This is a genomic window from Actinomadura sediminis, from assembly GCF_042675525.1.
GTDB classification, from domain to species: domain Bacteria; phylum Actinomycetota; class Actinomycetes; order Streptosporangiales; family Streptosporangiaceae; genus Spirillospora; species Spirillospora sediminis.
The window spans coordinates 37,915-56,854 of sequence record NZ_JBHTJA010000024.1 but is presented as its reverse complement, the minus strand read 5'-3'; the positions used below and the strand labels follow the sequence as shown (position 1 = coordinate 56,854).

The 18,940-nt window shown below is 73.9% G+C and carries 17 protein-coding genes; 13 read left to right on the top strand and 4 right to left on the bottom strand.

All coding sequences use genetic code 11. From position 1 onward, the window contains the following. Nucleotides 1-36 precede the first annotated feature (36 nt). From ACFQ11_RS14990 to tsaD, 8 genes are all read left to right on the top strand, one after another. Nucleotides 37-1,512, top strand: a complete 1,476-nt coding sequence (locus ACFQ11_RS14990; protein WP_378298914.1) for an NAD(P)H-hydrate dehydratase — start codon at nucleotides 37-39, stop codon at nucleotides 1,510-1,512. Nucleotides 1,513-1,567: 55 nt separating this feature from the next. After that, nucleotides 1,568-2,692 (top strand): alanine racemase, encoded by a 1,125-nt coding sequence (alr, locus tag ACFQ11_RS14985; RefSeq protein ID WP_378298913.1) that lies wholly within the window; start codon nucleotides 1,568-1,570, stop codon nucleotides 2,690-2,692. Nucleotides 2,693-2,703: 11 nt separating this feature from the next. After that, nucleotides 2,704-3,789, top strand: coding sequence for an alpha/beta fold hydrolase (locus ACFQ11_RS14980; protein WP_378298912.1), 1,086 nt, complete (start codon nucleotides 2,704-2,706; stop codon nucleotides 3,787-3,789). Nucleotides 3,790-3,839: 50 nt separating this feature from the next. Then, complete coding sequence (gene tsaE / locus ACFQ11_RS14975; protein WP_378298930.1) at nucleotides 3,840-4,268, top strand: tRNA (adenosine(37)-N6)-threonylcarbamoyltransferase complex ATPase subunit type 1 TsaE; 429 nt, start codon at nucleotides 3,840-3,842, stop codon at nucleotides 4,266-4,268. Between the two features lie 131 nt (nucleotides 4,269-4,399). Continuing rightward, entirely contained in the window at nucleotides 4,400-5,791 is a 1,392-nt protein-coding gene (locus ACFQ11_RS14970; protein ID WP_378298911.1) for a hypothetical protein, read from the top strand. Between the two features lie 41 nt (nucleotides 5,792-5,832). After that, a complete protein-coding gene (tsaB, locus tag ACFQ11_RS14965; RefSeq protein ID WP_378298910.1) occupies nucleotides 5,833-6,507 on the top strand; it encodes a tRNA (adenosine(37)-N6)-threonylcarbamoyltransferase complex dimerization subunit type 1 TsaB in 675 nt (224 codons plus the stop codon). Continuing rightward, complete coding sequence (gene rimI, locus ACFQ11_RS14960; protein ID WP_378298909.1) at nucleotides 6,504-7,019, top strand: ribosomal protein S18-alanine N-acetyltransferase; 516 nt, start codon at nucleotides 6,504-6,506, stop codon at nucleotides 7,017-7,019. The genes tsaB and rimI overlap by 4 nt, the downstream gene beginning before the upstream one ends. Beyond that, a complete protein-coding gene (gene tsaD, locus ACFQ11_RS14955; protein ID WP_378298908.1) occupies nucleotides 7,016-8,053 on the top strand; it encodes a tRNA (adenosine(37)-N6)-threonylcarbamoyltransferase complex transferase subunit TsaD in 1,038 nt (345 codons plus the stop codon). Before rimI ends, tsaD begins: the two co-directional genes overlap by 4 nt. A gap of 16 nt (nucleotides 8,054-8,069) precedes the next feature. Here tsaD and ACFQ11_RS14950 read toward each other — a convergent pair whose 3' ends face one another. From ACFQ11_RS14950 to ACFQ11_RS14940, 3 genes are all read right to left on the bottom strand, one after another. Beyond that, nucleotides 8,070-9,047 carry an aminoglycoside phosphotransferase family protein gene (locus ACFQ11_RS14950; protein ID WP_378298907.1) on the bottom strand — a complete coding sequence of 326 codons (978 nt, stop codon included), beginning with the start codon at nucleotides 9,045-9,047 and terminating at the stop codon, nucleotides 8,070-8,072. 269 nt (nucleotides 9,048-9,316) lie between these two features. Next, on the bottom strand, nucleotides 9,317-10,933 hold the full coding sequence (locus ACFQ11_RS14945; RefSeq protein ID WP_378298906.1) for a hypothetical protein: 1,617 nt from the start codon (nucleotides 10,931-10,933) through the stop codon (nucleotides 9,317-9,319). 617 nt (nucleotides 10,934-11,550) lie between these two features. Next, a complete protein-coding gene (locus ACFQ11_RS14940) occupies nucleotides 11,551-12,798 on the bottom strand; it encodes a class I SAM-dependent methyltransferase (protein ID WP_378298905.1) in 1,248 nt (415 codons plus the stop codon). A 256-nt stretch (nucleotides 12,799-13,054) separates the two neighbouring features. Here ACFQ11_RS14940 and groES point away from each other — a divergent pair, with 256 nt between their 5' ends. The 4 genes from groES (at nucleotide 13,055) to ACFQ11_RS14920 (ending at nucleotide 16,661) form a co-directional block, all read left to right on the top strand. Further along, nucleotides 13,055-13,363: a co-chaperone GroES gene (gene groES / locus ACFQ11_RS14935; RefSeq protein WP_191329558.1), complete on the top strand. Its 309-nt coding sequence runs from the start codon at nucleotides 13,055-13,057 to the stop codon at nucleotides 13,361-13,363. 82 nt (nucleotides 13,364-13,445) lie between these two features. Beyond that, complete coding sequence (gene groL, locus ACFQ11_RS14930) at nucleotides 13,446-15,071, top strand: chaperonin GroEL (protein WP_378298904.1); 1,626 nt, start codon at nucleotides 13,446-13,448, stop codon at nucleotides 15,069-15,071. Between the two features lie 169 nt (nucleotides 15,072-15,240). Next, on the top strand, nucleotides 15,241-15,915 hold the full coding sequence (locus tag ACFQ11_RS14925) for a sigma-70 family RNA polymerase sigma factor (protein ID WP_378298903.1): 675 nt from the start codon (nucleotides 15,241-15,243) through the stop codon (nucleotides 15,913-15,915). Beyond that, on the top strand, nucleotides 15,912-16,661 hold the full coding sequence (locus ACFQ11_RS14920; RefSeq protein WP_378298902.1) for a hypothetical protein: 750 nt from the start codon (nucleotides 15,912-15,914) through the stop codon (nucleotides 16,659-16,661). Before ACFQ11_RS14925 ends, ACFQ11_RS14920 begins: the two co-directional genes overlap by 4 nt. A 41-nt stretch (nucleotides 16,662-16,702) precedes the next feature. Here ACFQ11_RS14920 and ACFQ11_RS14915 read toward each other — a convergent pair whose 3' ends face one another. Continuing rightward, nucleotides 16,703-17,089: a DUF5319 domain-containing protein gene (locus tag ACFQ11_RS14915; RefSeq protein ID WP_378298901.1), complete on the bottom strand. Its 387-nt coding sequence runs from the start codon at nucleotides 17,087-17,089 to the stop codon at nucleotides 16,703-16,705. 242 nt (nucleotides 17,090-17,331) lie between these two features. Here ACFQ11_RS14915 and guaB point away from each other — a divergent pair, with 242 nt between their 5' ends. Beyond that, a complete protein-coding gene (guaB, locus tag ACFQ11_RS14910) occupies nucleotides 17,332-18,828 on the top strand; it encodes an IMP dehydrogenase (RefSeq protein WP_378298900.1) in 1,497 nt (498 codons plus the stop codon). Nucleotides 18,829-18,940: the final 112 nt, after the last annotated feature.

Below are 18,940 nucleotides of genomic sequence, written 5' to 3'. Positions count from 1 at the left end.
CACGCTGAGCATGATGATCGACTCGAGGAGCCGCGAATGAGGTACGCGCACGAGGTCGGCAAGGTGCGGGAGGCCGAGCACGCGCTGATGGCGCGGCTCCCGGCGGGGACGCTGATGCAGCGGGCCGCGGCCGGGCTGGCGGCGGTGTGCGCGCGGCTGCTGCCCGCCGTGTACGGCGCCCGGGTGGTGCTGCTGGTCGGCGGCGGGGACAACGGCGGGGACGCCCTGTACGCGGGCGCGCGGCTGGCGCGGCGGGGCGCCCGGGTCGTCGCCGTGCGGGCCGGTTCGAAGGTCCACGAGGCGGGGCTCGCGGCGCTGCGGGCGGCGGGCGGGCGGCTGCTGGACGGCGCGGACGGTGCGGGCGCCGTGCGGGACGCGGACCTGATCATCGACGGGCTCACCGGGATCGGCGGCACCGGCGGCCTGCGCGAACCCCATGCGCGGCTCGCGGCGCTGGCGTCGGCGGCCACCGGGTTCGTGGTGGCGTGCGACGTGCCGAGCGGGGTGGACGCGAGCACGGGACGGGTCGAGGGCGCGGCCGTGCACGCGGACGTGACGGTCACGTTCGGCACCTACAAGCCGGGGCTGCTGATCGACCCCGGCGCGGAGCACTGCGGGGTCGTCGAGCTGGTCGACATCGGCCTCGGCGACGACCTGCCCGACCCGGACGTCGTCGCGGCGCGGCCCGCGGACGTCCAGCCGCCGGAGCCGGGCGCCGAGTCCGACAAGTACCGCCGCGGCGTCGTGGGCGTGCTGGCGGGCGGGGACGCGTTCACGGGCGCGGCGGTGCTGTGCGCGGGCGGCGCGGTGCGCGGCGGCGCGGGCATGGTGCGGTTCGCGTCGGTGGCGCATCCGGTGGAGCTGGTGCGGCGGCGGTGGCCGGAGGCGGTCACGACCGTGCTGGCGCCGGGGACGCCGGGCGACAAGGCCCTGGAGCAGATCGGACGGGTGCAGGCGTGGGTCGTCGGCCCGGGGCTCGGCACCGGGGCGGCCGCCGAGTCGCTGGTGACGGCCGTGCTGGCGACCGAGCTGCCGGTCCTCGTCGACGCGGACGGCCTGACGATCGTCGCGCGGCGCCGCGCGCTGCTGCGCCGTCCCGCCCCGACCGTGCTGACCCCGCACGCGGGCGAGCTGGCCCGGCTGCTCGGGGCGGGGCGGGACGCCGTGGAGGCGCGCCGGCTGGAACACGTGCGGCGCGCGGCGCACGAACTGGGCGCGACCGTCCTGCTGAAGGGGTCGACGACGCTCGTCGCCGAGCAGGACCGCCCGGTGCGGGTGAATCCGACGGGGACGCCTCGCCTCGCGACCGCCGGGACGGGCGACGTCCTGTCGGGGCTCATCGGGGCGCTGCTGGCGGGCGGGATGTCGGCGCTGGACGCGGCGGCGGGCGGCGCCTACCTGCACGGACTCGCCGGGCGCCTGGCGTCCGCGGGGCCGGACGGCCGGGAGGCGCCGATCACTCCGCAGGACGTCGTCGAGGCGCTCCCGGCGGCTTTCCGCACGCTCGCGTAGCGACTCACCGTGATCGTGCCCGGTCATGGCCGGGATGGCGGCACACTGGGTAACCATGAGGGTTCCTGCGGAGGCGCGCGTCGACCTGGACGCCATCGGCCACAACATCGGGGTGCTGCGCGAGCGTGCGGGCGGTGCCGAGGTCATGGCGATGGTGAAGGCCGAGGCGTACGGGCACGGGCTCGTGGAGGCGGCCGGCGCGGCGCTCGCCGGCGGCGCGGGGTGGCTGGGCGTCGCGAAGCTCGCCGAGGCGCTGCGGCTGCGGGAGGCGGGGGTGGCGGCGCGCACGCTGGCGTGCGTGCTGGTTCCCGGCGAGCCGTTCGCCGACGCGGTGGCCCGCGACGTCGATCTCACCGTGGGCTCGCCCGGGCTGGTGGCGGAGATCGCCGCGGCTGCCGGACGGGCGGGACGTCCCGCGCGCGTCCATCTGAAGGCCGACACGGGCATGACGCGCGGCGGGGCCGCCGGGGACGACTGGGCCGCGCTGGTGGACGCCGCGCTGAAGGCCGAGGCCGACGGGCTGGTGCGGGTCGTCGGGATCATGTCGCACCTGGCGTGCGCGGACGAGCCGGGCCACCCGTCGATCGCGCGGCAGGTCGCGGCGTTCACCGACATGGCGGCGTTCGCGGAGAAGGCGGGGGCGCGGCCGGAGGTGCGGCACCTGTCGAACTCGGCGGCGACGCTGACGCTGCCCGAGGCCCGGTTCGACCTCGTCCGTCCGGGGATCGCGACGTACGGGCTGACGCCGGTGCCGCGGGTCGGGGCGTTCGGGCTGCGGCCCGCGATGACGCTGGTCGCGGACGCCGCGCTGGTGAAGCGCGTCCCGGCGGGCAGCGGGGTGTCGTACGGGCACACCTACGTGACGGACCGGGAGACGAACGTCGCGGTCGTCCCGGTGGGGTACGGGGACGGCGTCCCCCGGCACGGGTCGAACCTGCTGGAGGTGCTCGCGGGCGGGCGGCGGCGGCGGATCGCCGGGCGCGTGTGCATGGACCAGTTCGTCATCGACCTCGGCGACGACGCGCTGGCGGCGGGGGACGAGGTCGTCCTGTTCGGCCCCGGCGAGCGGGGCGAGCCCACCGCGCAGGAGTGGGCGGACGCCCTGGGGACGATCTCGTATGAGATCGTCACCCGGATCGGATCACGCGTGCCGCGGGCGTACCGCGGCGGCGGGGCGTAGGGAAGGCGCGGATGGAGAGCAGGACCAGGCGCAGGGTCGGCATCGCGGGCGCGGTGGCGGGCGCGGCGGCCGGTGCGGGCGCGGCGGCGGTGGGGCTGCGGCATCTCGCCGTCGGCCGCAAGCGGCTGCGGCCGGACCCGGACGCGGGCGAGCAGTTCGGCGAGCTGCGCGGCCGGGAGCTGGTCGTGGCGGGCGACGACGGGCTCGCGCTGCACGTCGAGGTGGAGGGCCCGGACGACGCGGACCTTACGGTCGTGTTCTGCCACGGCTTCGCCCTCAACCAGGATTCGTGGCACTACCAGCGCCGTGACCTGCGCGGACGCGTCCGGATGGTGTTCTGGGACCAGCGCAGCCACGGACGGTCCGGGCGGAGCGTGCCGACCCGCGCGACGATCGACCGGACGGGCGCCGACCTGGAGGCGGTGCTGGCCGCGACGGTCGGGCCGGACGATCCGGTGGTGCTCGTCGGGCACTCGATGGGCGGCATGACGATCATGGCGCTGGCGGAGCGGCGGCCGGAGCTGTTCGCGCGGCAGGTCGCGGGCGTCGCGCTGGTCAACACCTCGTGCGGGAACATGGCGGAGCTGACGCTGGGCCTGCCGATGGTGGTGGCGAAGGCCGTCCGGCCGCTGGCGCCGGGCGCGCTGCGTGGCCTCGGGCGGCGGGCGGCGCTGGTGGAACGCGCCCGCGGGCTGGGCGCCGACCTGGCGTTCGTCGTGACCCGCAAGGTGGCGTTCGCGGACCGGCGCGTCAGCCCGAGCGTGGTCGCGTTCCTCGACGACATGATCCGGGACACGCCGATCGACGTGATCGCGGAGTTCTACCCGTCGTTGATCGGCCACGACAAGTCGGCGGCGCTGGACGTCCTGGCGAAGGTTCCGGCGCTGGTGCTGGTGGGCGGCCGCGACAAGCTGACCCCGGCCGCGCACGGCCGGAGCATCGCCGCGGCGCTGCCGGACGCGGAGCTGGTCGAGGTGGAGCAGGCCGGGCACGTGCTGCCGCTGGAGTACCCGGGCGTGGTGACCGGGGGGCTGCGGCGGCTGCTCGGACGGGTCCGTCCGGAGAGCGGAGACACGGAGGAGGAGCGCACGGCGTGAGCGGACGGGATGTGAGCGGGCGGACGGTGACCGTCCCGACTTCGGCGGACATGCACCGGCTGGGCGTCCGGCTGGGCGGCCTGCTGGGGCCCGGGGACCTGCTGGTCCTGTCGGGCGACCTCGGCGCGGGCAAGACGACGCTGACGCAGGGGATCGGGGAGGGCCTGAAGGTCCGCGGGCCGATCACCTCGCCGACGTTCGTGATCGCGCGGGTCCATCCGTCGCTCGTCGACGGGCCCCCGCTGGTGCACGTGGACGCCTACCGGCTGGGCGGTTTCGCGGAGCTGGACGATCTCGACCTGGACGCGTCCGTCGCGGAATCGGTGACGGTCGTGGAATGGGGAGAAGGGCTCGCGGAGGGGCTCGCCGAGGAGCGCCTGGAAATGATCATTTCGCGCGGCGACGGCACCGATGAGACGCGCGAAGTAAGGATCGTCGGGGTCGGTCATCGCTGGTCCGACCTGGAGCGGGACCTCTGAACCGGCAAACCTGAAAAGTCTTCACTTTTTGCCCGGATTAGCTGGTTCACTTTACGGCCACATGTCGTACTCTTTGCCGGAACAACCTCACTACGCGACAAATCGATTTCCTCATGCGGGAGTGGGATCCGGTGAGTGGTAGCCAGCGCAGCGGTGATGACCGCGACAGCTACCGCGGTCCGGGCGGTGGCCCGAGCGACGGGTACCGCGCGGACGGCGGCGGGTACGGCATGGGCGGTTCCGGCGAACGGGCCGCCCGTCCCGGCACGCGCGGATACCCCGAGGACCCCCTCACCTCTCCGGCCGGACCCCCGACCGCCGGGTACCCCACGGCCGAGGGCGGCGGTGCCGAGACCGGCCGCTACCCGGCCGGCGGCCACGCCACGGGCGGCTACCCGACCGGCGGCTACTCCACGGGCGGGTACTCGACGGGCGGCTACGCCACCGGCGGGTACTCGACGGGCGGGTACTCCCGGCAGAGCGGCTCCGGCCAGTACTCGTCCGGCGAGCAGTACTCGTCCGCGCAGTACCCGTACGGCGGGCGGGAGCCGGGCGGCGGCCCGCAGGGCGGCGGCCACGGCCAGGACCCCGGGCGCACGCCGCCCGGCGGAAGCGGCGCGTACGGCCCGGAATCGGGCCGGTACTCCACCGGCGGCCACCGGCGGGCGGGCGGCTCCGGCGGCCACGAGACGGGCTCCGGCGGCCACGAGACCGGCTCCGGACGGCACGCCGGGTCCCGGCGTCCGGACGGCGGCGAGTACGCGCGCGGCCCGCGGGAGTCGTCGGGGCGCGGCGGATACCGCTCGGGGACCGGCAGCCATCGCATCGTGCGCGAGGAGCGCGGCGGCCGCCGCTGGGGGATCGTCCTCGCCGGGGCCTGCGCGGGCATCGCGGCGTGCGTGCTCGCCGTGTTCGTCATCCTGTCCGGGGGCGGGACGGACGGCACGGACGGCACCGGGCGGATCGTCGGCAGCGGCGCGTCCGAGAGCGCGTCGGCCGGGACGCCCGAGTTCGCGGGCGTGCCGGACTCGTGCACGATCATCGGGTCCGACCTCATCGCGAAGCTCGCGCCGGACGCCGAACGCAACGAGGCCGACAACTACCAGGGCAACGACCGGCAGACGCAGTGCGTGTGGGGCGTCTACACCGGCGACCAGAAGCGGCAGCTCACCGTGGAGCTGCGCGCGATCGAGGCCGCGGGCGGGCAGACCGCGACGGCGGCGGCCCAGCGGACGTACGCGGCCGAGCGCGAGGCCGACGAGGCGGGCGAGGCGCTGCTCGAGGGACAGAAGCTCACCGACAAGCGGCGGCTGGACGACGTCGGCGACGAGGGCTACGTCGTCTACAGCGTCGACGGCCAGCACGGGACGAGCGAGGCGATCGCGAACGTCCGGTTCGTCAACGTGCTCGTCACGATCCACTACGGGGGATCGGCGGGCGACGACCCGCTGAGCTACGACGCGGCGGGCGACGGCGCGGTCGAGGTGGTCGAGGCGGTCCTGGCGAAACTCCGGGAGTCCTGACGAGTCCCGGGGGCGCGCGGCCTGCACTACCCTTGTAATCCGTGCTGGTCTTGGCTTTCGACACCGCGACCGCCGCGGTCACCGTGGCGCTGTACGAGTGGGTTCCGGGCGAGGGCGCCGCGTGCCGCGCCGCGTCCGAGCCATCGAGCGGGGCCGCCGACCGGCGCAAGCACACCGAGCTGCTCACCCCGTCGATCGCGCGGGTGATGGCGGACGCGGGCGCGGCGCCGGACGACCTGAGCGCGATCGCCGTCGGGGTCGGCCCCGGCCCCTACACGGGCCTGCGGGTCGGGCTCGTCACGGCGCGCGCCATGGGCGAGGCCCTCAAGGTCCCCGTGCACGGCGTCTGCACACTGGACGTGCTCGCCTGGGAGACCGGACGCGACGAGCCGTTCGTCGTCGCCACGGATGCGCGCCGCAAGGAGCTGTACTGGGCGCGCTACAACTCGGCTCGCGCGCGCGCCACGGAACCCACGGTCGGGCCCCCGGCGGAGGTGGAGGCCGAAGGGCTTCCGGTCGTCGGCGAGGGGGCCGCGCTGTACTTCGGGGACGCCGCGCACGGGCCGATGCTGCCGAGCGCGACGGCGCTCGCGGAGCTGGCCGTCGCCCGGCTGTCCGGCCGCAAGGGCCCGGACCTGCTGCCGCCCGAGCCGCTCTACCTGCGCAGGCCCGACGCGAAGGAGCCGGGCCCGCGCAAGAAGGTGACGCCGGTATGACCGCCCCGGACGGGGCCGCGGAGAAGATCGCCCTGCGGGACATGACGGTCGCCGACCTGCCGGCCGTCCACCGGCTGGAGCAGGTCCTGTTCCCCGACGACGCGTGGACCGAGCGAATGCTGCGCGAGGAGCTGGCGGGGCAGCCGCGCACCCGCCGGTACGTGGTCGCCGAGACGTCCGGCGGCGAGGTCGTCGGCTACGCGGGCCTGGCGAGCGCGGGCGGGCAGGCGGACGTCCAGACGATCGGCGTCGCGCCCGGCCGGCGCGGCGCGGGGATCGGCGCGCTGCTGCTCACCGAGCTGATCGACGAGGCGGTGCGGCGCGGCAGCGAGGGCCTGTTCCTGGAGGTGCGGGTCGACAACGCTCCGGCCCGCCGGCTCTATGAGCGGTTCGGATTCGAGCAGATCGGCATCCGCGAGCGCTACTACCAGCCCGCGGACGTGGACGCGGCGGTGATGTTCCGCAGGCTGCGGGAGCGTCCGCCCGTGGGCTTCACCAGGGAGGACACGTGATCGGGGACTCCGAGCCGCTGGTGCTCGGCATCGAGACGTCGTGCGACGAGACCGGCGTCGGCATCGTCCGGGGGCGCACGCTGCTGGCGGACGCGATCGCGTCCAGCGTCGAGCAGCACGCCCGGTTCGGCGGCGTCGTGCCGGAGGTCGCGTCGCGCGCGCACCTGGAGGCGATGGGCCCGACGGTCGAGCGGGCGCTCGCCGACGCGGGCGTCACGTTCGCCGACGTCGACGCGTTCGCCGTCACCGCCGGGCCGGGGCTGCCGGGCGCGCTGATGGTCGGGGTCGCGGCGGCGAAGGCGTACGCGCTGTCGCTCGGCAAGCCGCTGTACGGGGTGAACCACCTGGCCGCGCACGTGTGCGTCGACCAGCTCGAACACGGTCCGCTGCCCAAGCCGTGCGTGGCGCTGCTGGTGTCGGGCGGGCACTCGTCGATCCTGCTGGTGCCGGACGTCGCGTCGGACGTCCGGTCGCTCGGCAGCACCGTGGACGACGCGGCCGGCGAGGCGTTCGACAAGGTCGCGCGGGTCCTCGACCTGGGCTTCCCGGGCGGGCCGGTGATCGACAAGATGGCCCGGGAGGGCGACCCGGCGGCGATCGCGTTCCCGCGCGGCAAGTACAACGACGGCACCTACGACTTCTCGTTCTCCGGGCTGAAGACGGCCGTGGCGCGCTGGGTGGAGGCGCGGCAGCGGAGCGGCGAGCCGGTGCCGGTCGCGGACGTTGCGGCGTCGTTCCAGGAGGCCGTGGTGGACGTGCTCGTCCACAAGGCGCTCAAGGTCTGCAAGGACAACGACGCCCGCGACCTGCTGATCGGCGGCGGCGTCGCGGCGAACTCGCGGCTGCGGGCGCTCGCCGCGGAGCGGTGCGAGAAGGCGGGCGTGCGGCTGCGGGTGCCGCGCCCGAAGCTGTGCACCGACAACGGCGCGATGGTCGCGGCGCTCGGCTCGGAGCTGGTGTCGGCCGGTCTCGCGCCGTCCGAGCTGGCGCTCCCGGCCGACTCCAGCCTCCCGATCGAGTCCGTGACGCTGTGACGGGCGGGGCCGCGGGTCAGCCGCGCAGTTCGGCGAGCAGCGCGGCCAGGTAGTCCTCCAGGAGCGGGACGGTCGCCTCGTCGATCGTCCGGTCGCCGTCCTCGGGCAGCAGCTCCAGCACGCACCGGACGTCCCAGTACGGGTCGTGCGCGTGCCCGCCGGACACCATGTCGAACGTCGACCGGAACCGGTCGGCGACGGACCGGCCGTACCGGACGGCGAGGCCGCGCCGCATGTGCGCGACGTCGACCGCGACGGGCCCGGACGACGCGTCGGACCAGTCGACGACGCCGGTGAGCCGCCCGTAGGACCACAGCGTGTTGTCGGCGTGGTAGTCGCGGTGGATGAACCGGGCGGGCGCCTCGGGGGCGGGCCCGGCCGCCGCCTCGAACGCGCGCTCCCACAGTTCGGGGCGCAGCGCGTGCTCGGGCGGGACCCGCACGTCGAGCCGGTTGCGCGGGATGTACGGCGGCATCGTCCCGGCGCCGTTCAGCCCGTGCACCAGCCGGAGCGCGGCGGCGAGCTGGATCAGGTACTCGGGCAGGTCGTCGGGGGACGGGCGCGGCGGGTGGCCGGGCAGCCGGGTGATCAGCAGGGCGGGGACGTCGCAGTGCGCGCCGGCCGGGTCGGCGGCGACGAGCGAGGGGGTGGCGACTTCGGCGCCGGCGAGCAGGGCGAGCGCGGCGATCTCGCGCTCGGGGGAGAACTCGGTCTCGCCGAACGTCCGCCGTGCCGGGCCGCCCGCGTCCGCACGGGAGTCGCCGCCCGGCGCGTCCCGGACCGTCCAGCGGCGCAGCACCAGCCGGTGCGCGCTGCCGGAGCGGCTCTCCACCAGCAGCGCGTGGTTGGCGTGCGCGGTGCCGCCGGGGAGGGGGCGCACCATCCGGACCTCGGCGCCCTTCCCGAGGCACTGCTCGACCCAGCGCAGGGTCGCGTCGCCGGGCGGGGCGCCGAGCGGTTGGCTGAGAGCCTGAGTATGGGTCACGTGATCCATGAAAACGGATTCCGAACGGTATTGGGAGTGATTTTGCGAAGACGGAACGTAACAAACAGCACGTCATCGCCGTCCCCTCGGGCTGACCTTTCGGGCATCAAGCCGATTTGGCGGACGAACTTCGCAGATTCCGGTCGGTATCCACCCGTTTCCGAACAGTGTTCGGCGTTGCGTGGCGGGCGGGCGGGCCGGCCCGGGACGCGAAACGGGTGGGACCGCCCGGACGGCCCCACCCGCGATCTCCGATCGAACGCCCCGCCGGCTCCGGGTCAGTCCTTGCCGTCCCGGCGCGGCCGCAGCAGCGCCTCGGCCAGCGCCAGCATCGTCTCCTCCAGCGTCGACAACCGCTTCAGCACGTCCTCGTGCACCGCGCCGACCTGCTTCGACACGTCGTCGTGCACGCTCTCGACCTTCCGGCCCACCTCGTCCTCGACGTGCGAGAACCGCTTGGTGAACTCGGCCTGCACCGCCTCGGCGCGGCGGCCCACCTCGTGGTGCACGCCCTCCATCCGCCGGACGAAGTCGTCCTGGACGCCGCCGACCTGCCGGGCCACGTCCTCCTGCAGGTTGCCGACCTGCTTGGCGACGTCCTCGTGGATGCCGCCGACCTGCCGGGTGACGTCGTCGTGCACGCCGCTGACCTGGCGTGACACCTCGTGGTGCACCGACTCCACCTGCTTCGTCACGTCGATGTGCACCGACTCCACGCGGCGCGACACGATGTCGACCTGCGTGGTGAACTCCTCGAGCGCCCCGTCGACCTTCTTCGAGACCTCCTCGTGGATGCCCTCGATCCGCTTGCGGACGTCGTCGTGCACGTCCTCGAACCGGCGGCCGAACTCCTCCATCCGGCGGGCGACGTCGCTGTAGGCGGTCTCGGCGATCTCCGTCATCGTCGCCTTCACCTCGTCGCGGTCGGGACGGGCCCGCAGCTCCTCGACGAGCGGGTCCACGGCGTCGGCGAGGTGCTTCTCCAGCGCGTCGAACCGGTCGCCGTGGTCGGGCGCCGGGCGCTGCACCAGCTCGGTCAGCATCCGGTGCACGTCGGTGATCTCCAGCGCGTCGGGGAGCCGGGCGATGCGCTCGCCCACGCCGTCGATCCGCCCCTCCAGGTTCTCGAACCGGCCGTCGACGCCCTCCAGCTTGCCCGACAGGCCCTCGAGCCGCCCGTCCACGCCGTCCAGCCGGCCGTCCAGCCCGTCCAGCCGCCCGCCGACGCCCTCGACCCGCCCGCTGACCGCCTCCAGGCCCTGCTCCATCCGCTCGGCCATCTCGCCGAGCGACTGGTCGACGCGCGCTGTGACGCCGTTGATCGAGTGCTCCAGGCGCTCGGAGCGGTGCCCCAGCTCCGCGAGCGACTTGTCGAGCCGGTTGAACCGGACGGACGCGGCCTCCATGCTGCCCTGCAGCTTGTCGAGCCGCTTGGTCATCTCGTCCATCCGCTGCGACGCCTGCTGCGTGACGTCGGTGATGTGCTGCGCGGAGTCGAGGATCGCCTGGAGGCGGTTCAGGCCCTCGTCGACGTGCTCGGCGACGACGCCGACGTCGGCCCACAGCGCGGGGAGCTCGGCGACCGGCTTGACCTTCTCGCCGACGGACTCGATGTGCAGGGCGAGGCCCTCGGCCCATTCGGGGGGCTTGCCCGCGAGGTCGTCGACCTGCCCGCGGACGCTCTCGATCTGCCCGGTCAGCCCGGTGAGCTCCCGCTCCCGGACCTCCCGCAGCAGCCACTCCATCCCTTCCAGCCGCTGGCGTATCTCATCCAGGACCTGACCCTGTGAGCGCTGTTCGTAGACGTGGTCCTGCGCCGCACGGGCGAGCAACTCCCGCATCCGATCCGAGACCGGTTGACCCCCTGTCTGCAGGAAGTTGTGATTCGTTTCCACCGGAGCTCCTTCGTGTGCCGATGCGATGAAAAGGCGCACGGCAATGAATCGTGAAGTCGCCACTCTAGTGCGTGTAGAGCGCCGCTATAACGGGTAGTAGAGAACGTTGCGAGTTCCGTGGAATGCACGCGTTACCCGACTGGTGAACAAAGTCGGAGTTCAAGATCATTGACGGTAATTCCCGGTTCGTTGCCGATCACGGCGATTGCGGGGGTACGCCCCGTCATGACCGGCGGTGCGGGCGGGCCCGCGACGGGGCGCCGTGTCCGTACATCTCGCCCAACATCGGCAGTTCCCGAGTCACCCGCGGACGCCCGCGGCCGGGCCCGCGCGCCCCGCGCACCGGCCGTCGCCGCCGCCGCGGAGCCCATTCGAAACCTTCGCCTCTCCCGTTCCTGAACAACCCTTGGTGTTTCCCCGGCCGTTGATCTGTCCGCGCCGATTCGGCGGCCCCGCCGGCGCCTTGCCGCGCGTCCCGCGGTCCCCTGGGGAAGGCAATGCCGGAAAGCGCCGATGATTTGCGCCGCCATGGTGCGTTCCCGGGGCGCGCTTGGACCGCCCGGCGCCCCTGGAAGATCTTTGGAATCGATTCCCGGCCGCCGCCCTGTCCGGGCGGGTCAGCGCCCTTCCGGCCCGGTTGACGGCCCGGTGGACGGCCCGGCCAGCGGACGGACGAGCAGCGCCACCGGGTTCCGCCCGACCCGCGTCACCACGACCGTCAGCTCGGCCGCGCCCCGCCGCCGGCGCCCGCCGAACCCCAGGTCGCGTCGCAGCTTGTCCACGTCCACGGCCGACCCGCGCTTCTTGACCGTCAGCACCCCGACGTCCCGCCGCCGCAGCTCCGCGCGCAGCCGCTTCACCGAGAACGGCAGCACGTCCTCGATCTCGTACCCGGACGCGAACGGCGTCGCGTGCGCCTCGTCCGACGTCACGTACGCGATGCGCGGATCGGCGAGCCCGCCCCCGACCCGGTCCGCGACCTCCGCCACCAGGTGCGCCCGGACGACCGCGCCGTCCGGCTCGTACAGGTAGCGGCCCCACGCGCGGACGTCCGGGTCGCCGAGCCCCCGCGGCGCCAGCGAGCCCGCCACCGCGCCGTCCCCGGCCAGCAGCGTCGCGCGCCGCGGGACGTCGCCCGCGAGCCCGCCGAGCCACAGCGCGGCCTCCTTCACGTCGCCGCCCACCGAGATCCACTCGGCCTCGGCGCCGTCCGGGACGGCCTCGTGCGGGACCCCCGGCGCGACCTTCACGCACGCGCCGCCCGTCCGTCCGGCCAGGTCGAGGACGGCGTCCAGCGGCGGCTCGTACGCGCGCGGGTCGAACACCCGGCCGCGCGCCGTCCGGCGGCCGGGGTCGGCGAACACGGCGGCGAACCCCGCCGGGTCCTGCTCGACCGCGTCGCCCACCCGGACGGACGCGCGATCGGCGACGCCGAGCGTGTCCACGTTCGCCTGCGCGACCTCCGCCGTCAGGGCGTCGAGCTCCACCCCGTCCCCGATCAGGCCGGCGCGCGCACGGGCGACCAGATCGGCCCCGATGCCGCAGCCCAGTTCCAGCACGCGCCCGCCCGCCAGCCGGTCCGCGAACCGTCCGGCCCGGTACGCCGCCACGCTCGCCCTCGTCGACTGTTCGAGCCCGGCCTCGGTGAAGTACATCCGCTCGGCGTCCGCACCGAACTTGACCTTCGCTCGTTCGCGCAGGCGGGCCTGCGTCAACGCCGCGGCCACCAGCTCGGGATCGTGCGCCTCCCGCAGCCGCGCCGCCGTCGCGAGCAGCCCGTCCCCGCCGACGTCCGCGCCGGTCGCCGCCGCGAGAACGTCCTGGCCGGAGGGGGTCCGCAGACGGCGGAACGAGACGGAGTCCATAGGGTGAAGTTAGCGCTCCGTGAACGCCGCGGAACCGTTGCGGGACGGTCGCCGCGGACGTACGCGTTCGTGTTGACGAGCCACCGGGCACGGCATAGTTTCATGTCTGGCACTCTCCACGCTAGAGTGCCAACACAGCGACAAGGTCGGTCTGGCACCCGCGACGGCAGGCCGGTCCAGGGTCGCCTCTCTCTGTCACAGTTGCCGGTCGGCCGACCATGGCCGGCCGAGGACCTATCGAAGGGGAGGTCAGATCGTGACGACCGCCACCAAGGTCACTCTCAAGCCGCTCGAGGACCGCATCGTCGTCCAGCCGCTCGAGGCCGAGACCACCACCGCGTCGGGCCTGGTGATTCCCGACACCGCCAAGGAGAAGCCCCAGGAGGGCACCGTCGTGGCCGTCGGCCCGGGCCGCGTCGACGACAAGGGCGAGCGCGTCCCCGTCGACGTCAAGGTCGGCGAGGTCGTGCTGTACAGCAAGTACGGCGGCACCGAGGTCAAGTACAACAACGAGGAGTACCTCGTGCTCTCGGCCCGCGACGTGCTCGCGGTCATCGAGAAGTAATCAGCGAGACGTGATGCGCCCGCCCCGGTCCGCGCCGACTTCGGCGGGGCCGGGGCGGACCGCGTGAAAGAGGAGAATCCGCATGGCGAAGATCCTGGAGTTCAACGAGGACGCTCGCCGGGCTCTTGAGCGCGGCGTCAACGCACTCGCTGACGCCGTCAAGGTGACGATCGGCCCGCGCGGCCGCAACGTCGTCATCGACAAGAAGTTCGGCGCGCCGACGATCACCAACGACGGCGTCACCATCGCCCGCGAGGTGGAGCTGGAGGACCCCTACGAGAACCTGGGGGCCCAGCTCGCCAAGGAAGTGGCGACCAAGACCAACGACATCGCGGGCGACGGCACCACCACGGCGACCGTCCTCGCGCAGGCGCTGGTCCGGGAGGGCACCCGCAACGTCGCCGCCGGCGCGTCGCCGCTCGCCCTCAAGCGCGGCATGGACGCCGCCGCCCAGTTCGTCTCCGACCAGCTCCTGAAGGCGTCCCGCGAGGTCGCCACCAAGGAGGAGATCGCGCACGTCGCGACCATCTCCGCGCAGGACCCGCAGATCGGCGAGCTGATCGCCGAGGCGTTCGACAAGGTCGGCAAGGACGGCGTCATCACCGTCGAGGAGGCCCACACCATGGGCCTCGAGCTGGAGTTCACCGAAGGGCTCCAGTTCGACAAGGGCTACCTGTCCCCGCACATGGTCACCGACCCCGAGCGCATGGAGGCCGTCCTCGAGGACGCCTACGTGCTCATCGTGGACGGCAAGATCTCCAACGTGCAGGAGTTCCTGCCGCTGGCGGAGAAGGTCGCCCAGACCAAGAAGCCGCTGCTGGTCGTGGCCGAGGACGTCGAGGGCGAGGCCCTCGCGCTGCTCGTCGCCAACAAGATCCGCGGCACCTTCACGTCCGTCGCCGTCAAGGCGCCGGGCTTCGGCGACCGCCGCAAGGCGATGCTGGGCGACATGGCCACCCTGACCGGCGGCCAGGTCGTGTCCGAGGCCCTCGGCCTCAAGCTCGACTCGATCGACATCGACGACCTGGGCCGGGCGCGCCGCATCACCGTCACCAAGGACAACACCACCATCGTCGACGGTGAGGGGTCCGCGGACGACATCAACGCGCGCGTCAACCAGATCAAGGTCGAGATCGAGAACAGCGACTCCGACTGGGACCGCGAGAAGCTGCAGGAGCGGCTGGCCAAGCTGGCCGGCGGCGTCTGCGTGCTGCGCGTCGGCGCCGCCACCGAGGTGGAGCTGAAGGAGAAGAAGCACCGTCTCGAGGACGCCATCTCCTCCAGCCGCGCCGGCATCGAGGAGGGCATGGTCTCCGGCGGCGGCAGCGCGCTCGTGCACGTCGCCAAGGAGGGCTTCGACGCCCTCGGCCTGTCCGGCGACGAGGCCGTCGGCGCCGAGGCGCTGCGCCGCGCGCTCGACGAGCCGCTGCGGTGGATCGCCGAGAACGCGGGCCAGGAGGGCTACGTCGTCGTCTCCAAGGTGCGCGACCTCCAGTCGGGTCACGGCTACAACGCCGCCACCGGCGAGTACGGCGACCTCGTCGCCCAGGGCGTCATCGACCCGGTGAAGGTCACCCGTTCGGCCGTCACCAACGCCGCCTCCATCGCGGGCATGCTGCTCACGACCGAGGCGCTCGTGGTCGACAAGCCGGAGGAGGAAGAGGAGTCCGCCGGCGGGCACGGCCACGGTCACGGCCACGGCCACTGATCGACGGCACCGGCGAAAGCGCATGTCGGAAGGCGTGTAGCACACCGTCGAAGGGCCCCCGTCCGTACGGACGGGGGCCCTTTCGCGCACCCCCCGGCGCAGAACTGTGACCATTCCGTTGTACGAGACTGTGGCGACACGCCCGGCGGCGCTGGGCATCATGCTTGACGTGACCGAGGGAAGCCACGCCCGGACCATGGCCGCGAGCGCAGCCGAGCTCTCCGGGGGACCGCCGCCCCCGCCCCGCGACACCGGCCGCGGAAGGCGGCGGACGGCGAAGCCCGACGACGGTGATCTCAAAGAACTGACCGCACGCGCGGTGCAGGGCGACCCCGGCGCGATCGAAGTGCTGATCGCCGAGGTCCGGCCCATGATCGTCCGGTACTGCCGGGCGCGGCTCGGCCGCGTCTCCGGGCAGTACCACATCGCCGACGACGTGGCGCAGGAGGTGTGCATCGCCGTCCTGTCGGCACTGCCCCGCTACCGGGACATGGGCCGCCCCTTCGCGTCGTTCGTCTTCGGCATCGCCGCGCACAAGATCGCGGACGCGCTGCGCAGCGCCGTCCGCGCGGCCGTCCCCACCGAGGATCTGCCGGACGGCCCGGACGACCGGCCCGGGCCCGAGGAGACGGTGGTGCGGCACATCGAGGCGCAGCGCGCCCGCGACCTGCTGACTCGGCTGCCCGAGCAGCAGCGCGAGCTGGTGCTGCTGCGCGTCGTGGCGGGTCTGTCGGCCGAGGAGACCGGTAATGTACTGGGCATGTCCGCGGGGGCGGTACGGGTCGCGCAGCACCGGGCGCTGGCCCGGCTTCGGGCGATGGCCAGAGAGGAGTCGATCGCTTGACGGAGCGGAGCCCCGGCGCCCCGGATCCGGCCGAGCCCGCACGCCCCCACGACTTCCCCGCGGCGGGGGGCGGGCCATCGGCCCCCGCCGACCTGAACGCGGTGCGCCGTACCGACGCCATCATCGACGCCATCGCGGCCCGGCGCGTTGCCGGCTCCGCTGACCGCGCCGCCCCGCCCGATGACGCCGACCCGGCCGTCCGGCTGCTGTCCGCGCTGGTCAGCGACGTCGACGACCCGGCCCCGCCCGTCCCGGCGGGCCCCGGCCCGCGCCGTCGCGGGCCCCGCACCATCGTCGCGCTCGCCGACGCGGGCGCCGTCCTCGCCAGCACCGGCGTCGCCGCGGCCGGCAGCGGGGTGACCGACCGGTCGTCCGCGGCCGCGCCCACGACGCCCGGCCCCGCGGGAACGGCCGAACCGCCGCGCGACGCCGAGGACGACTCGGTGGCCGCCACCCACGTGCGGCCCGCGCCGTCCGCCCCGCCGGCGCCGCGCCCGTCCGAGCGCGTCCGTCCCACCACGGCGGCGCCCGCGGCGACCCCGGACCCCGAGCGGCGGGTCCCCGATCCGGTCGAGCGCGAGTTCAAGGAGCGGCTGGAGCGGTTCCTCGAGTCCCGCCAGGAACAGGACGCGCGGCCGTCCTCGCCGGTGTCCCGCGAGGACGACGGCGACGGCGCCGAACCGCCCACGCTGCGCGAACTGCGCGACCAGGCCCGCGACCGCTGGAACCGCCTCACCCGCGACTAGGCGGGACGGCACCGGTAGCCGTCCCCGATCGTCCGGCGGCGTCAGTCGTCGCGGCCTTCTTCGCTGTCGATGACGCCGTCGACGTAGCCGCGGGCGTACTCCCACGAGACGTAGTCGACCGGGTCGGGGGACATGGCCGGTTCGTGGACGCGGGGGAGGCCCTCGTCGAGGAGGTGGCGCAGGTTGCCGTGCAGGAGGTCCCAGTCGATGTAGTGGGCCTTGCCGCAGTCGCCGCAGTCGACGGTGAGCCCGCGGACGCCCAGGGGTTCGAGGAGGGCGCGGAAGACCTCGAGGTCGGCCAGGTCGGCCAGGACGTCCTCGCGCTCGGTCACGCTGAGCGGTGCGGCGTCCTCGCCCGGGTCGCCGAGCGACGCCGCCGGGTCGTCCGGGTCTCCGGCGAACGGGTCGAGCGGAGCGTCGTCGTGCACACTCCCACGCTACTGCCAGTGGCCCGGTGAGGTGCACCCCCCGGGTGCGCGGTGCGTCGAAACGATCGGCGGGCGGGCGGTACGCGGGGAATGTCGGGGCGGGACGCGGTTGTTGGTCGGTGTCATCAACCCCACTCGGGGACCGTCCCGAACCGCCCCTCGCGGCGCGGGCGCACGCCCTACCATGGGTACAGGGTCGCCGTGACCTGGCCGGACACCGCCACCAGCTACGAAAGGTCGTCATGAACCCCGCCGCCGAGCCCGACAAATTCCTCCCGCAGGGCCTCACGTTCGACGACGTCCTGCTGCTCCCCGGGTACTCCGACCTGCAGCCGGGCGAGGCCGACACGACGACGCGGCTGACCCGCGACGTCTCGCTGCGGATCCCGCTGCTGTCGGCGGCGATGGACACGGTGACCGAGGCCCGGACGGCGGTCGCGATGGCGCGGCAGGGCGGCATCGGGGTCCTGCACCGGAACATGTCGATCGAGGAGCAGGCCGAGCAGGCCGACCGGGTGAAGCGGTCCGAGGCCGGGATGATCACCAAGCCGGTGACGTGCCTGCCCGACGCCACGCTGGCCGACGTGGAGGCGCTGTGCGCCCGCTACCGGATCTCCGGGGTGCCGGTGACGGACGTGCGGGGCGTGCTGGTCGGCATCGTCACCAACCGGGACATGCGGTTCGAGTCCGACCCGTCGCGTCCGGTGCGCGAGGTCATGACGCCGATGCCGCTGGTCACCGCGCCGGTGAACGTGTCGCGGGACGAGGCGTTCGCGCTGCTGGCGGGCAACAAGGTCGAGAAGCTGCCGCTGGTCGACGGGGACAACCGGCTCAAGGGCCTGATCACCACCAAGGACTTCACCAAGAGCGAGCAGTACCCGAACTCGACCAAGGACGCGGACGGACGGCTGCTGGTGGCGGCGGCCGTGGGGGTGGGCGAGGACGCGGTGCGGCGGGCGCGGGCGCTCGTCGAGGCGGGCACGGACGTGATCATCGTCGACACCGCGCACGGGCACTCCAAGGGCGTCGCGGACACGATCGCGGCGATCAAGGACGGGTCGCGGGTGCAGATCATCGGCGGGAACGTCGCGACCTACGCGGGCGCGAAGCTGCTGGTGGAAGCCGGGGTGGACGCCGTCAAGGTGGGCGTCGGGCCGGGCTCGATCTGCACGACGCGGATCATCGCGGGCGTCGGCGTCCCGCAGCTCACGGCGATCTTCGAGGCGGCGCGGGCGGCGAAGGAGGCGGGCGTCCCGGTGATCGGGGACGGCGGCATCCAGTACTCCGGCGACATCGCGAAGGCGATCGTCGCGGGCGCCGACACGGTGATGCTCGGCAGCCTGCTGGCGGGCATCGAGGAGTCGCCGGGCGAGCTGATCTTCGTGCACGGCAAGCAGTACAAGTCGTACCGGGGCATGGGCTCGCTGGGCGCCATGCGCAACCGGGAGCGGGGCGCCTCGTTCTCGAAGGACCGGTACGCGCAGGCCGACGTGAACAGCGAGGAGAAGCTGATCCCGGAGGGCGTCGAGGGGCAGGTGCCGTACCGGGGGCCGCTCGCGAACGTCGCGCACCAGCTCATCGGCGGGCTGCACCAGTCGATGTGGTACGCCGGGACCCGGACGATCCCCGAGCTGCAGGAACGCGGGCAGCTCATGCGGATCAGCCCGGCGGGACTGCGCGAGAGCCACCCGCACGACATCCAGATGACGGTCGAGGCGCCGAACTACCAGGGACGCTGACCCCACGGGGGCGTCCTGGCGCCGTCCTGGGCTGACGTAAGCTCTTGCGGGGCTTGTTTCCGCAGCGCGCGGGAACGCCGTGGACGTCCCGTGACCAGAGGAAGGGCGCAGT

Excerpts from the sequence above, each read along its gene's own strand:
- ACFQ11_RS14990 (WP_378298914.1), top strand. The coding sequence starts at position 37 with ATGAGGTACGCGCACGAGGTCGGCAAGGTGCGGGAGGCCGAGCACGCG.
- alr (WP_378298913.1), top strand. The coding sequence starts at position 1,568 with ATGAGGGTTCCTGCGGAGGCGCGCGTCGACCTGGACGCCATCGGCCAC.
- ACFQ11_RS14980 (WP_378298912.1), top strand. The coding sequence starts at position 2,704 with ATGGAGAGCAGGACCAGGCGCAGGGTCGGCATCGCGGGCGCGGTGGCG.
- tsaE (WP_378298930.1), top strand. The coding sequence starts at position 3,840 with ATGCACCGGCTGGGCGTCCGGCTGGGCGGCCTGCTGGGGCCCGGGGAC.
- rimI (WP_378298909.1), top strand. The coding sequence starts at position 6,504 with ATGACCGCCCCGGACGGGGCCGCGGAGAAGATCGCCCTGCGGGACATG.
- ACFQ11_RS14950 (WP_378298907.1), bottom strand. The coding sequence starts at position 9,047 with ATGGATCACGTGACCCATACTCAGGCTCTCAGCCAACCGCTCGGCGCC.
- ACFQ11_RS14940 (WP_378298905.1), bottom strand. The coding sequence starts at position 12,798 with ATGGACTCCGTCTCGTTCCGCCGTCTGCGGACCCCCTCCGGCCAGGAC.
- groL (WP_378298904.1), top strand. The coding sequence starts at position 13,446 with ATGGCGAAGATCCTGGAGTTCAACGAGGACGCTCGCCGGGCTCTTGAG.
- guaB (WP_378298900.1), top strand. The coding sequence starts at position 17,332 with ATGAACCCCGCCGCCGAGCCCGACAAATTCCTCCCGCAGGGCCTCACG.